The organism is Pseudomonas berkeleyensis (genome assembly GCF_014109765.1).
GTDB classification, from domain to species: Bacteria; Pseudomonadota; Gammaproteobacteria; order Pseudomonadales; family Pseudomonadaceae; genus Aquipseudomonas; species Aquipseudomonas berkeleyensis.
This window is the reverse complement of sequence record NZ_CP059139.1, coordinates 1,076,066-1,088,411: the sequence shown is the minus strand read 5'-3', so window position 1 is coordinate 1,088,411 and position 12,346 is coordinate 1,076,066. Positions and strand designations below refer to the sequence as shown.

Genomic DNA, 12,346 nt, shown 5'->3' with positions numbered 1-12,346 from the left:
AAAACGCCCAGCTCCGTAAGGAAACTGGGCGCTTTTGCAAGCGTAGACGCGATTAACGCTTCGAGTACTGCGGACGCTTACGCGCTTTACGCAGACCGACTTTCTTACGCTCAACTTCACGGGCGTCACGAGTGACGTAACCGGCTTTACGCAGCGGGCTGCGCAGGGTCTCGTCGTACTCGATCAGAGCGCGGGTGATACCGTGACGGATCGCACCAGCCTGACCGCTGACACCACCACCAGCAACGGTGACGAAGATGTCGAACTTCTCGACGGTCTCGGTCAGCTCCAGCGGCTGACGCACGACCATGCGAGCGGTTTCACGACCGAAGAAGGTATCCAGGGCGCGGTTGTTGATCGAGATGTTACCAGTACCCGGACGCAGGAAAACGCGCGCGGTTGCGGTCTTGCGACGGCCAGTGCCGTAATTTTGAGTCGCCGACATAATGAACTATTCCGTTAAATCTTCAGTTCTTGGGGCTGCTGAGCGGTGTGCGGGTGAACTGCACCCTTGTACACCTTCAGCTTACGATACATGTCGCGACCCAGCGGGTTCTTCGGCAGCATGCCTTTGACCGCGGTCTCGATCACGCGCTCAGGAGCACGAGCGATCAGCTTCTCGAAGTTGATCTCTTTGATGCCGCCCGGGAAGCCGGAGTGGGAGTAGTACATTTTGTCGCTGGTCTTGGCACCAGTCACACGTACCTGCTCGGCATTGATCACGACGATGTAGTCGCCAGTGTCAACGTGAGGAGTGTACTCAGGCTTGTGCTTGCCACGCAGACGGCTCGCGATTTCGGTGGCCAGACGACCCAGGGTCTTGCCAGCAGCATCAACGACGAACCAGTCGCGTTTTACTGTTTCCGGTTTAGCAGTAAAAGTTTTCATTCTTTATAGCCTCAGGGGCCGCCCAGCAAAAATAGACGGCGGATCTTACTGAATAGTGCGTACTTTGACAAGTCAAAGGCAGCCGCATACGGACGCTATCGGGGGCTCGGGTCAGCGCGTCCACAGTACGGCAAGATTCTTCGGCAGGCGGCGCATCACTTCCACCGCAGAAAGAGGTGGCGGATTATCCTGATTGCGAAAAAAATTTCAACCTGCTTGTATGGCTCTTTTGCCAAGGGAACACCTCATGGAATACCGCAAGCTAGGCCGAACCGATCTCGATGTCAGCGCCCTGTGCCTGGGCAGCATGACCTGGGGCGAGCAGAACAGCGAAGCCGAAGGCTTTGCCCAGATCGAGCGAGCCAAGGCCGGCGGCGTCAACTTCATCGATACCGCCGAGATGTATCCGGTGCCGCCGCGCGCCGAGACCTACAGCAAGACCGAACAGATCATCGGCAACTACTTCAAGCAGCACGGCGACCGCGCCGACTGGATTCTGGCCAGCAAGATCGCCGGCCCCGGCAATGGCATCAGCCATATCCGTGACGGCCAGTTGAAGTTCAACCGCGCGCACATCGTCACCGCGCTAGACGCCAGCCTGAAACGCCTGCAGACCGACTGGATCGACCTGTACCAGCTGCACTGGCCAGAGCGCCCGACCAACTTCTTCGGCCAGCTCGGCTATCGCCACCAGGACGTCGATTTCACGCCACTAGAAGAAACCCTGGAAGTGCTCGACGAGCAGGTGAAAGCCGGCAAGATCCGCCATATCGGCCTGTCCAACGAGACGCCGTGGGGGGCAATGAAATTCCTGCAACTGGCCGAACAACGTGGCTGGCCGCGCGCAGTCTCGATCCAGAACCCCTACAACCTGCTCAACCGCAGCTTCGAGGTGGGCCTGGCGGAAGTGGCGATTCGCGAACAATGCGGTCTGCTGGCCTACTCGCCGCTGGCATTCGGCATGCTCAGCGGCAAGTACGAAGGTGGCGCACGCCCGCAAGGCGCACGCATCAGCCTGTTCAGCCGCTTCGCCCGCTACACCAACCCGCAGTCGGAAGCGGCCTGTTCACGCTACGTCGCCCTGGCGCGTGAGCATGGCCTGGATCCGGCACAGATGGCCCTGGCCTTCGTTACCGCACAGCCCTTCGTGACCAGCAACATCATCGGCGCAACCAGCCTGGAGCAACTGGACAGCAACCTGGCCAGCGCCGAGCTGAAGCTCTCCGAGGAGGTGCTTGCCGGTATCGAGGCGATCCACAAGGCGCAGCCTAACCCGGCCCCCTGACTCAGAGCGCAACGAAAAAGCCCGGCATTGCCGGGCTTTTTCTTGCCATCAACCCGCCTCAGACCAACGAGCGGGCGATGATCTCCTTCATGATCTCGTTGGTGCCGGCATAGATGCGTTGCACCCGCGCATCGGCCCAGGCACGCGCCACCGGGTATTCCCACATGAAGCCGTAGCCGCCGTGCAGCTGCACGCATTCGTCGAGCACCTTGCACTGCAGATCGGTGCCCCAGTACTTGAGCATCGCGGCAGTCGGCACGTCGAGCTTGCGATTCAAGTGCAGTTCCAGGCATCGATCGACGAACACCCGACCGACCTGTATCTCGGTGGCCATCTCGGCCAGCTTGAAGCGCGTATTCTGGAAGTCCGATACCGACTTGCCGAAGGCCTTGCGCTCACGGGTGTAGTCCAGCGTCCACTGCAGTGCCGCCTCGGCTGAGGCCAGAGCACCGATACCCACGGTCAGGCGTTCCTGTGGCAATTCCTGCATCAGGTAGGCGAAGCCCATGCCCGGTTGCCCCAGCAGATTCTCCTTGGGCACACGTACATCCTGGAAGAACAGCTCGGAGGTGTCCTGCGCCTTCATGCCGACCTTTTCCAGGCGCTTGCCCTTGGAGAAACCCGGCGTATTGGTCTCGACCAGGAACAGGCTGGTGCCCTTGGCACCAGCTTTCGGGTCAGTCTTGGCGACGACGATCACCAGATCGGCCAGCCAGCCATTGGTGATGAAGGTCTTCGAGCCATTGATCACGTACTCGTCGCCGTCGAGCACGGCAGTGGTCTTCACGCCCTGCAGGTCGGAACCGGCGCCCGGTTCGGTCATGGCGATGGCGGTGACCATCTCACCACTCACCAGCTTGGGCAGGTAATGCTGCTTCTGCGCCTCGCTACCGTAATGCAGGATGTAGGGCGCAACGATGTCCGAGTGCAGGGAGAAACCGATGCCGGTCAGACCCAGACGACCGATCTCCTCGATCACCACGGTGCTGTATAGGAAGTCGGCCGCCATGCCACCGTACTCCTCAGGGATATGCGAGCAGAGCATGCCGGCCTCCCCAGCCTTGTTCCACAACGCACGGTCGATGTGCCCATCCTTCTCCCACTGATGGTGATAAGGCACCGCTTCCTGTTCGAGAAACTTGCGCACGCTGTCGCGGAACAGTTCATGGTCGGAGCTGAAGAGCGTTCTGGGGATCATGGCACTACCTGTGTCTGAGGCGGACAAAAAGCATGGCCTCGACTTTAGCCAAGCAAACGCTTGGTCGCACTGGACACAAGCGCCAAAAAATAAGACGATCCAGCCGCTGCATGACCACTTAGCCTTGAACAAGAATAAATACCCATGGTTATCCCACAGCCGCGCGTAGCCCTACGCCGTGTCAGCATTCTCGCCACCGATGGCGTATTCGCCTCCACCCTGATGCAGGCCAAGGACTTCTTCCACATGGCCGGCATTCGTTATGCCAAGCAGCAGGGGCTAGGCTTTGAGCCGCCGTTCGAAATCCATCTGGTCAGCCCGGATGGCCTCCCCGTGAACAGCTTCAGCAATGTACGCCTGCCGGTGGACGGCGGCCTCGATACCTGCGATGTGATCATCCTGCCCGCCTTCTGGGACGACTTCGACGCCCTGTGCAAACGCTACCCGCAGGTACTGGACTGGCTACGTAGCCGCCATGCCGCAGGTACGGCGATCTGCGGCGAAGCCACCGGCGTGTTCTGGATGGCCGAGGCCGGCCTGCTCGACGGCAAGGAAGCGACCACCTACTGGCGCTTCTTTCGCGAATTCACCGAGCGCTTCCCCAAGGTGCAGTTGAATCCGGACAAGCACCTGTCCGACGCCGACAACCTGTATTGCGCCGGCGGCGTCACCTCGGCCTGCGACCTCTACATCTACATGATCGAGCGTTACTGCGGAGCCGGCGTGGCCCAGGGCGTGGCACGCGACATCCTCTACGAGGTGCAACGCAGCTATACGCCAGGGCGCATCGGCTTCGGTGGGCAGAAGCTGCATCAGGACGTCACCGTGCTGCAGATCCAGCACTGGCTGGAAGAGCACTACGCCGACAAGTTTCGCTTCGAGGACGTGGCGCGCGAGCACGGCATGAGCATTCGCAACTTCATGCGCCGCTTCCAAGGGGCGACAGGAGACAAGCCACTGCACTATCTGCAGCGCCTGCGCATCGAAACCGCCAAGAGCCTGCTCTCCTCCACCCGCAAGAGCATCAAGACCATCAGCTACGAAGTGGGCTACGACGATGCGAGCTTCTTCGCCCGGCTGTTTCGCCAGCACACCGAGTTGTCACCCAATCAGTACCGCCGCCAGTTCCAGCAGAAAGACACCCAGGCCTGAATACCGCTGCGGCCCGGTTTCAAGCGGCAGGCAAAGCGCCAGCCCACCCTTGGTTAGGTTGGCGCCTTGCGGCAGCGCCCTATGATCGGTGAGCGAAGATAACAACAACAGGTTCACCGCCATGCGCCGTTTATTGATTGCCCTGCTTGCCACCTGCAGCCTCAGCGCTGCAGCCGCCGACAACTGGAAACCCTTCCCGCTCGACCAGAGCGCCTACGACTACAGCGGCGACAAGCTGCGCCAGGCCTGGCCGCAACTGACTCGCGGCTTTGGCGATTACCCCTTCCCCGATGCCGACTGGGTGGTGAACATGGCCACCCGCCACCCGCAAGCCCTGGAGAAAACCGTCGCTGCCGGCACCGGCTTTACCGGCAAGCCGGAAGAAGCCGAGCTTTACGCACAGAAGCTGCAGGAGGTCTGGCGCCTGATGTTCCGTGGCGACTTTGCCCAGGCCAAGGAGCAGGGCCTGGCCCTCGGCGTCGGCGGGCAGGTTCCGGCGATGTTCGCTCAGGTGATCTACGCCATGTTTCTGGTGCCGGATCAGAACGAGAAACATCGCCTGCTCGAAGAGGTGATCACCTATACCGACGAGGCAGGCGAACTGATACAGGCGGACATCGTCGCGCAGTTCGGCCGCGTCTACGCCAAGGCGCGCCTCGGCGAGGAGCTGTCAGTGCCCGTGGTGCTCAAGCGCGGCTACACCTCGCAGATTCCCGACGAACTCAAGGCGCTGCTGGTCAAGCAGCCACAACAGCCCTTCGCCCTGGCGCTTTACGGCGGCTATGAAGCCGGTGTGATCCGCAAGGTCGGCAAGCTGGTGGGCAAGATGACCTACGGCGTCAGTGCGGACAACATGGAGAAGTACTTCCAGCGCAGCTTTCAGGCCCGTGACGACTTGCCTATCGGCCATTACGAATATGCCAATGCGCTGACCTACGTGTACGGCGATGACGAAGAAGACAAGGTCATCGAGCATCTCAAGCGCGCCGTGGCGATAAAACCGATCAGCGCCATGGAGGCGCTGGAGGTGGCGCATGCGCAGAAAATCCTCGCCCAGCACCAGCAGAAGCTGGCGAAGAACTGAAAGGCCGAGCGGAGGGGCGCGCACTGAATAAGCCGCAAATATCCAAGGTCTCGGTGCGCACGGCGCACCCTACGGGCAAGTAGCACCAATGAAAAAGGCGACCTTGTGGGTCGCCTTTTTCATATCGCCTTCCGTCAGGGCCGGTGTGGGCGCGAGAGGAATTCGTGCGATTGCATTTCCAGCAGGCGGCTCAGCGTACGCTGGAACTCGAAGCTCAGACGGCCGCCAGTGTAGAGATCCTTGAGTTCCACTTCCGCGGAGATGATCAGCTTGACGTTGCGGTCGTAGAACTCGTCCACCAGGTTGATGAAGCGTCGCGCCATGTCGTCCTTGGCCACGCTCATCTGCTCGACGTTGGCCAGGATCACCGCATGGAAGATCTTGCCCAGCTCGATGTAGTCGTTCTGGCTGCGCGGGCCATCGCACAGCTCACGGAACTCGAACCAGGCGACGTCCTCGCACACCCGCACGGCGTTGATCGCGCGGTTCTCGATCATCAGCGCCTCGTTTTCCACCATATGAGTGCAATCGGGTAGCAGGCTGCGGAAGCTGGTCAGCAGGCTTTCCTCGGCAGCCGGGCCGAGGGGGAAGTGGAACAGCTCGGCCTGTTCCAGCGCGCGCAGACGATAGTCGACGCCGCTGTCGACGTTGACGATGTCGGTGTGCTGCTTGAGCAGAGCGATAGCCGGCAGGAAGCGCGCACGCTGCAGACCATCCTTGTACAGACCGTCCGGCACGATGTTGGACGTAGCCACCAGGGAAACGCCGTTCTTGAACAGCTCTTCCATCAGCGTGGCGAGAATCATGGCATCGGTGATGTCGCTGACGAAGAACTCGTCGAAGCAGATCACCCGCGCCTCGTCGGCGAAACGCTTGCCGATGATGGTCAGCGGGTTCTTCTCGCCCTTGAGGGTCTTCATCTCCTCGTGCACACGCTTCATGAAGCGGTGGAAGTGCGTGCGCATCTTCTGCTCGAACGGCAGCGCATCGAAGAAGGTGTCGACCAGGTAGGTCTTGCCACGACCGACGCCGCCCCAGAAATACAGGCCCTTGACCGGCCCCTGCGGCTTCTTGCCAAACAGCTTGCCCATCAACCCGGATTTGCTCTGGTCGCGCGCAATCAGCTCGTCGTACAGACGCTGCAGATGGCGGACAGCATTTTCCTGGGCCGCATCATGGAAGAAGTCGGGCCGCTTGAGATCGGCCTGATAACGCTCTAAGGGGGTCATGATTCGTTAGCCGGGCAAGTAAAACGGGGGCGTCACTTTAGCGACGCCCCCGTTGATTGGCAATCGGTGCGAGCGAGGCACCCCCTCTCCCATTTATGGGAGAGGGTCGGGGAGAGGGCAGGCCGACGACTCGGTACACTGGACAACCCTCTCCCCCAGCCCCTCTCCCGCAAGCGGGAGAGGGGAGCAAAAGCATCTCACTCCTGCGGCGCCAGCGCCTCGCGCAGGCGGGCGACAGCGGCTTCCAGCGCCTGACCATCAGCGAACTCGGGGCTGCTGGCCACGTTCTCGCCATCGATCCATACCGAGAACACCTGGCCTTCGGCGCGCACATCCAATGGCTCACCGGATTGCAGGCGCTTGTTGATCATGCCGGCAGACTTGCCATCGGCGAAGGACTTCGACAGCAGCAGTTGCTCGCCATCGGCATCCAGCAAGCGGAAGCGGAAGCTGCCGTCGTCATCGCGAAAGCTGACGAAGCGCGCGCTCTTGGCAGCTTTTTTCTTCTCGCCAGCGGCCACCTGCACCTGCTCGCGGAACGAGCGCAGCCCAACCGCCTCGCGCAGCTCGCCAAGGAACGGCGTGGCGATCTTGCGTGCCTTGGTGGCGCCAGCGAGGAGGATATCCTCCAGGTCGGCCGGCTTGGCGATCAGCGCGTTGTAGCGCTCGCGCGCCTCGCCCAAGGTGTCTTCGAGCAACTGGTACAGGCGATTCTTCGCCTCGCCCCAGGCCAGGCCGCCTTCCAGCTCGGAACGGAACTCGGCCTGCTGCGCGTGACTGGCGAAGGCCTGGTACAGGGTGAACAGATGCGAGCCTTCGGCATCCTTGGGCTCACCCGGCAGCTTGGAGTCGGTGACGATGCGCGCCACGGCGTCCTTGAGCTGCTTGGCGGTGCCGAACAGCGGGATGGTGTTGTCGTAGCTCTTGCTCATCTTGCGTCCGTCGAGACCGGGCAGCGTGGCCACCTCCTCCTCGATCACCACCTCGGGCAGGACGAACAGATCCTTGCCCTTGCCGAACAGGTGGTTGAAACGCTGGCCGATGTCGCGGGCCATCTCCACGTGCTGAATCTGGTCACGGCCAACCGGCACCTTCTGCGCGTTGAACATCAGGATGTCCGCGGCCATCAGCACCGGGTAGCTGAACAGGCCCATGGTCACGCCGGCATCCGGGTCTTCACCCGCTTCGACGTTCTTGTCCACCGAGGCCTTGTAGGCGTGGGCACGGTTGAGCAGACCCTTGCCAGCCACGCAGGTCAGCAGCCAGCACAGCTCGGGAATCTCGGGGATATCGGACTGGCGGTAGAAGGTCGCCTTGTCGGTATCCAGGCCCAGTGCCAGCCAGGTGGCGGCGATCTCCAGGCGCGAACGCTGGATGCGTGCCGGGTCATCGCACTTGATCAGCGCGTGGTAGTCGGCGAGGAAGTAGAACGAGTCCATCTGCGGGTCGCGGCTGGCGACGATGGCCGGACGGATGGCGCCAGCGTAGTTGCCCAGGTGCGGCGTGCCGGTGGTAGTGATACCGGTGAGGATACGGGTGGTCATGATCAGATTCGCTTTGCTTGAACTATTCCGCTGATCGCGCGAGCCAGGGCCGCGGGACGCCTTGAATGCCAGATTGATCGTAGGGTGCGCCGCGCGCACCACACATGCAGGTGCGCACGGCGCACCCTACGCCAAACTCACAGACGCGGCAGAAGAACTTCCTTCAGATCCGTCAGCTTGCCGTGAAAAAAGTGACCGCATTCTGCCACTTTCAGCAGCTCGTGGGCACGCCCGAGATTGGCCGACCAGGCGTACACGGCCTGCGGCTCGACCACTTCGTCAGCATCGGGCTGGATCACCACCAGCGGACACTGGCTGGCCGGCGGCGTCTCTGTGGTCAGGCGATGCACCGCCGGCGCCACCATGAACAGCTTGCTCGGCACCTGCCCCTGCGCTTCCAGGCGCGCGCCCAGCGCAGCGGCGACGAAGCCGCCGAAGGAAAAGCCCAGCAGGGTGATGGGCAGGTTCGGGTATTCCTCCTTGAGCCAGGCGGCGACGGCTTCGGCGTCGTCCACTTCGCCGGTGCCCATGTCATGGCTGCCGGCACTGGCGCCAACGCCGCGATAATTGAAACGCAATGTGTGATACCCACAGTCGCGTGCCGTGCGCTGCAGAGTGGACACCACCTTGTTGAGCATGGTGCCGCCCTGTATCGGGTTGGGATGGCAGATCAGCGCCACGCCTCGGGCGTCCGGCACCTCCAGCAGAAGGGATTCGAGTTGGCCCACAGGGCCTTGAATGAAAAGAGGGGTTTCGCGACTGAGCAACACTGAACTCCGTGACCCCGCAACGGGTCGACTCGTCTAGCAAACTGCCTGTGCGGCAAATGAACCTGTTCAGCGCCTCACAAGCTCGCGCAATGCCAGGCAAAAACAGGAGAGGAAGCGGAGTGTACTGTCGTACATGAGCATTCCGAACCTGTTTTTGACGCAGCAGCGCCGACGCGCAGTAGACTCTGAGCAGGTTCTGGTCATATACAGCACAGGCTCAAGCCGCTAACGTAAAGCAAAGCCGTTTTGAGAGGAAGGACTCGTGGAACAGACCGTTACAGCCTGGTTGATACCCGCCCTGACCCTGGTGGTCGGCATCGCCGTGGGCTTTCTGCTCGCCCGCCTGGCCCCCAATGCTGCACCGGGCCGTACGCAGCGGCAGATGGATGAAATGCAGGCACGCTTCGAGGCCTACCAGAACGAAGTGGTGACCCACTTCAACACCACCGCCAGCCTGGTGAAGAAACTCACCCAGAGCTACCAGGACGTGCAGGAACACCTGTCCGACGGCGCCAATCGCCTGGCCCTGGACGAACTGACCCGTCAACGTCTGCTGGCCACCCTGAACAGCACCGAAGCCGGCGAGAAACGCGAGCGCCTGACGCCGCCGAAGAACTACGAAATGCCCAAGGACTATGCGCCGAAAAGCGATGGCCCGGGCATGCTGGACGAGAGCTACGGGCTGAAGAAGCCGTAATTTTCGAGCCGATGCAAAGAGCCCCGCAACTGCGGGGCTTTTTGTTTTGTAGGAGCGAATTTATTGCCTATGTCAGCGTTAAGTGTTGGGGGGGTTGGTGCAAAGGCCCGTAGGGTGGGCCGGGCGGTGCTCCGCTTCAGCCCACCACAGGCGGTCAGCGTGGGCTAAAGCCCACCCTACAAGGCTGTCACCTTCGTTCGCGAATAAAGCGGAACGCCGCCCGTTCGCTCCTACACGGTGTTATACGAAGCCCAGGCGCCTGCGCAGCGTCTGCTCGAGGCGCTGTGCCACTTCTTCGAATGCTGGTGCGGTGTCGAGCAGATCGCGCAATTGCACCATCTTCAGGCCGGCATAGCCGCAGGGATTGATGCGCTGGAATGGCGTCATGTCCATGTCGACGTTCAGCGCCAGGCCATGGAACGAGCAGCCACGGCTGACGCGCAAGCCCAGCGAGGCGATCTTGTCACCGTTGACGTATACGCCTGGCGCATCCGCCTTGGGCGCTGCATCGACGCCGTAGTGGGCCAGCAGATCGACCAGGCTCTGCTCCATGGCCGTGACCAGCTCGCGCACCCCCAGATCGAGACGGCGCAGATCCAGCATCAGATAGGCCACTAGCTGGCCGGGGCCGTGGTAGGTCACCTGACCGCCCCGCTCAACCTGAATCACCGGAATGTCGCCCGGTGCCAACAGATGCTCGGCCTTGCCGGCCTGGCCCTGGGTGAACACCTTGGGATGTTGCAGCAGCCAGATTTCGTCCGGCGTGTGCTCATCGCGCTCGCGGGTCAGATTGCGCATGGCCTCCAGCGTCGGTTGATAGTCGACCAGGCCAAGATGACGAACGATGAGTTCAGGCACTCAGAGCACCATGTGCACGCGACCAGTCGCACGCAGATCGACGTGGATCGCCTGCAGCTGCTCGACGCCTGTGGCGGTGATCAGCAACTGTACGGAGAGGAAATTGCCGTTGCGGCTGTCACGCATGACCAACGTCGAGGTATCCAGGTCAGGCGCATGACGCTGAATCACCTCGATGACCAGGTCGGAAAAACCTTCGCCAGCAGTGCCGATAACCTTGATCGGGTAACGCTCGCAGGGGAATTCGATTTTGGGGGGTTGAACGTCGCTATCGGTCATGGCATCAGCGGGCTTGTGACCCGTCCAGTAAAGGGCCGCTCCAGATCGGAGCGGCCGGGCGGAAGCAGAGTGCCTCTCAGCAGTCAGGCGAGGAGAGGCACGGTTACAGCCTGTATGTGGGCCCTAACTCCGCCGATTTCAACGCCAGCGACTTGCAAAGGCAGCTGTCAGTTGAACAGGCCGAAGAAGAACAACCGAATGCTGTCCCACAGACGGCGCAGCAGGCCGCCCTCTTCCACCGGTTCCAGAGCGACCAGGTCGGTGCTGCGCACCACCTCGTCACCCAGTCGTACTTCGACCTTGCCAATCACGTCACCCTGCGCAATCGGTGCGACCAACTGCGGGTTGAGGCTCATGCTCGCCTGCAGCTTTTCCAGCTGCCCCTTGGGCATGGTCATGGTCAGGTCTTCGGCCAGGCCGGCCTTGACCTGACGCGCAGCGCCTTTCCAGACAGTGGCCTGAGCCAGTTCGGTACCCTTCTGGTAGAAGGTGCGGCTTTCGAAGAAACGGAAGCCATAGGTCAGCAGCTTCTGGGTTTCCGCAGCGCGGGCCTGCTCGCTGTCGGTACCGAATACCGAGGTGATCATCCGGGCGCCATCACGCACGGCCGAGGCCACCAGGCAGAAGCCGGCTTCCTGAGTGTGACCGGTTTTCAGACCGTCGACGGTACGGTCACGCCACAGCAGCAGGTTGCGGTTGGGCTGCTTGATGTTGTTCCAGAGGAATTCCTTCTGCGAGTAGATCGCATAGTGCTCGGCATCTTCGTCGATGATCGCGCGCGCCAGGATCGCCATGTCATGGGCACTGGAGTAGTGCTCGGGATGCGGCAGACCGGTGGCGTTCATGAAGTGGCTGTTCTTCATGCCCAGGCGCTCGGCGGTGGCGTTCATCATGTCGGCGAAGGCATCCTCGCTGCCAGCGATGTATTCGGCGATGGCGATGCTCGCGTCGTTACCGGACTGGATGATGATGCCGTGCAGCAAGTCATCGACAGTCGCCTGGCTGTTCAACGGCAGGAACATGGTCGAGCCGCCAGAAGCCGCACCACCGGTACGCCAGGCGTGTTCGCTGATGGTCACCAGATCCTGCTCGCCGATCTTGCCGTTACGGATTTCCAGGGTGGCGATGTAGGCGGTCATCAGCTTGGTCAGGCTGGCTGGCGGCAGACGCTCGTCAGCGTTGTTCTCGACCAGGACGTTGCCGCTGGCGGCATCCATCAGCACATAAGATTTGGCGGCCAGTTGCGGCGGCGCCGGAACCACCTGCTGACTGGCCATGGCAAGGGGCGCCGCCAGAAGGGTAAGAACCAGGGAAGCACGTTGCACGAAGCTGGTGATGTTCATCCGTCTCTCGAAAATCATT

13 protein-coding genes are annotated in these 12,346 nt (G+C 61.5%); 4 read left to right on the top strand and 9 right to left on the bottom strand.

The features are described from left to right. Nucleotides 1–52: 52 nt before the first annotated feature. Entirely contained in the window at nucleotides 53–445 is a 393-nt protein-coding gene (gene rpsI / locus HS968_RS05010; protein WP_106738907.1) for a 30S ribosomal protein S9, read from the bottom strand. A 14-nt stretch (nucleotides 446–459) separates the two neighbouring features. Further along, the gene (gene rplM, locus HS968_RS05005; RefSeq protein ID WP_037004174.1) at nucleotides 460–888 is read right to left on the bottom strand and encodes a 50S ribosomal protein L13; all 429 of its coding nucleotides are present in this window, start codon (nucleotides 886–888) and stop codon (nucleotides 460–462) included. Nucleotides 889–1,135: 247 nt separating this feature from the next. Here rplM and HS968_RS05000 point away from each other — a divergent pair, with 247 nt between their 5' ends. Continuing rightward, nucleotides 1,136–2,173: an NADP(H)-dependent aldo-keto reductase gene (locus HS968_RS05000; RefSeq protein ID WP_182370424.1), complete on the top strand. Its 1,038-nt coding sequence runs from the start codon at nucleotides 1,136–1,138 to the stop codon at nucleotides 2,171–2,173. Between the two features lie 58 nt (nucleotides 2,174–2,231). On the opposite strand, the gene HS968_RS04995 is transcribed toward HS968_RS05000, so the two are convergent. Beyond that, entirely contained in the window at nucleotides 2,232–3,371 is a 1,140-nt protein-coding gene (locus tag HS968_RS04995) for an acyl-CoA dehydrogenase family protein (protein ID WP_182370423.1), read from the bottom strand. Between the two features lie 246 nt (nucleotides 3,372–3,617). Between HS968_RS04995 and HS968_RS04990 the strand changes: the two genes are divergently transcribed. Both HS968_RS04990 and HS968_RS04985 read left to right on the top strand, forming a co-directional pair. Beyond that, nucleotides 3,618–4,523 (top strand): GlxA family transcriptional regulator, encoded by a 906-nt coding sequence (locus HS968_RS04990; protein ID WP_182371577.1) that lies wholly within the window; start codon nucleotides 3,618–3,620, stop codon nucleotides 4,521–4,523. 121 nt (nucleotides 4,524–4,644) lie between these two features. Further along, on the top strand, nucleotides 4,645–5,607 hold the full coding sequence (locus HS968_RS04985) for a hypothetical protein (RefSeq protein WP_182370422.1): 963 nt from the start codon (nucleotides 4,645–4,647) through the stop codon (nucleotides 5,605–5,607). Nucleotides 5,608–5,741: 134 nt separating this feature from the next. Here the strand turns inward: HS968_RS04985 and zapE are convergent, their stop codons facing one another. The 3 genes from zapE to HS968_RS04970 all read right to left on the bottom strand — a co-directional run bounded on the left by zapE (nucleotide 5,742) and on the right by HS968_RS04970 (nucleotide 9,147). Then, entirely contained in the window at nucleotides 5,742–6,836 is a 1,095-nt protein-coding gene (gene zapE, locus HS968_RS04980; RefSeq protein WP_119694822.1) for a cell division protein ZapE, read from the bottom strand. 197 nt (nucleotides 6,837–7,033) lie between these two features. Next, the gene (locus HS968_RS04975; RefSeq protein WP_182370421.1) at nucleotides 7,034–8,380 is read right to left on the bottom strand and encodes a tryptophan--tRNA ligase; all 1,347 of its coding nucleotides are present in this window, start codon (nucleotides 8,378–8,380) and stop codon (nucleotides 7,034–7,036) included. A gap of 137 nt (nucleotides 8,381–8,517) precedes the next feature. Next, nucleotides 8,518–9,147 (bottom strand): alpha/beta hydrolase, encoded by a 630-nt coding sequence (locus HS968_RS04970; protein ID WP_182370420.1) that lies wholly within the window; start codon nucleotides 9,145–9,147, stop codon nucleotides 8,518–8,520. A 265-nt stretch (nucleotides 9,148–9,412) separates the two neighbouring features. On the opposite strand from HS968_RS04970, the gene HS968_RS04965 reads away from it, so the two are divergent. Continuing rightward, nucleotides 9,413–9,847, top strand: coding sequence for a YhcB family protein (locus tag HS968_RS04965; RefSeq protein WP_106738899.1), 435 nt, complete (start codon nucleotides 9,413–9,415; stop codon nucleotides 9,845–9,847). A 240-nt stretch (nucleotides 9,848–10,087) separates the two neighbouring features. Here HS968_RS04965 and lipB read toward each other — a convergent pair whose 3' ends face one another. From lipB to HS968_RS04950, 3 genes are all read right to left on the bottom strand, one after another. Then, nucleotides 10,088–10,705, bottom strand: a complete 618-nt coding sequence (gene lipB / locus HS968_RS04960; protein WP_182370419.1) for a lipoyl(octanoyl) transferase LipB — start codon at nucleotides 10,703–10,705, stop codon at nucleotides 10,088–10,090. Next, a complete protein-coding gene (locus HS968_RS04955; RefSeq protein ID WP_179623925.1) occupies nucleotides 10,706–10,984 on the bottom strand; it encodes a DUF493 domain-containing protein in 279 nt (92 codons plus the stop codon). Between the two features lie 167 nt (nucleotides 10,985–11,151). Next, complete coding sequence (locus HS968_RS04950; RefSeq protein WP_106738897.1) at nucleotides 11,152–12,327, bottom strand: D-alanyl-D-alanine carboxypeptidase family protein; 1,176 nt, start codon at nucleotides 12,325–12,327, stop codon at nucleotides 11,152–11,154. Nucleotides 12,328–12,346 lie beyond the last annotated feature (19 nt).

Excerpts from the sequence above, each read along its gene's own strand:
- HS968_RS04955 (WP_179623925.1), bottom strand. The coding sequence starts at position 10,984 with ATGACCGATAGCGACGTTCAACCCCCCAAAATCGAATTCCCCTGCGAG.
- HS968_RS04985 (WP_182370422.1), top strand. The coding sequence starts at position 4,645 with ATGCGCCGTTTATTGATTGCCCTGCTTGCCACCTGCAGCCTCAGCGCT.
- HS968_RS05000 (WP_182370424.1), top strand. The coding sequence starts at position 1,136 with ATGGAATACCGCAAGCTAGGCCGAACCGATCTCGATGTCAGCGCCCTG.
- rpsI (WP_106738907.1), bottom strand. The coding sequence starts at position 445 with ATGTCGGCGACTCAAAATTACGGCACTGGCCGTCGCAAGACCGCAACC.
- rplM (WP_037004174.1), bottom strand. The coding sequence starts at position 888 with ATGAAAACTTTTACTGCTAAACCGGAAACAGTAAAACGCGACTGGTTC.
- zapE (WP_119694822.1), bottom strand. The coding sequence starts at position 6,836 with ATGACCCCCTTAGAGCGTTATCAGGCCGATCTCAAGCGGCCCGACTTC.
- HS968_RS04990 (WP_182371577.1), top strand. The coding sequence starts at position 3,618 with ATGGCCGGCATTCGTTATGCCAAGCAGCAGGGGCTAGGCTTTGAGCCG.
- HS968_RS04975 (WP_182370421.1), bottom strand. The coding sequence starts at position 8,380 with ATGACCACCCGTATCCTCACCGGTATCACTACCACCGGCACGCCGCAC.
- HS968_RS04995 (WP_182370423.1), bottom strand. The coding sequence starts at position 3,371 with ATGATCCCCAGAACGCTCTTCAGCTCCGACCATGAACTGTTCCGCGAC.
- HS968_RS04950 (WP_106738897.1), bottom strand. The coding sequence starts at position 12,327 with ATGAACATCACCAGCTTCGTGCAACGTGCTTCCCTGGTTCTTACCCTT.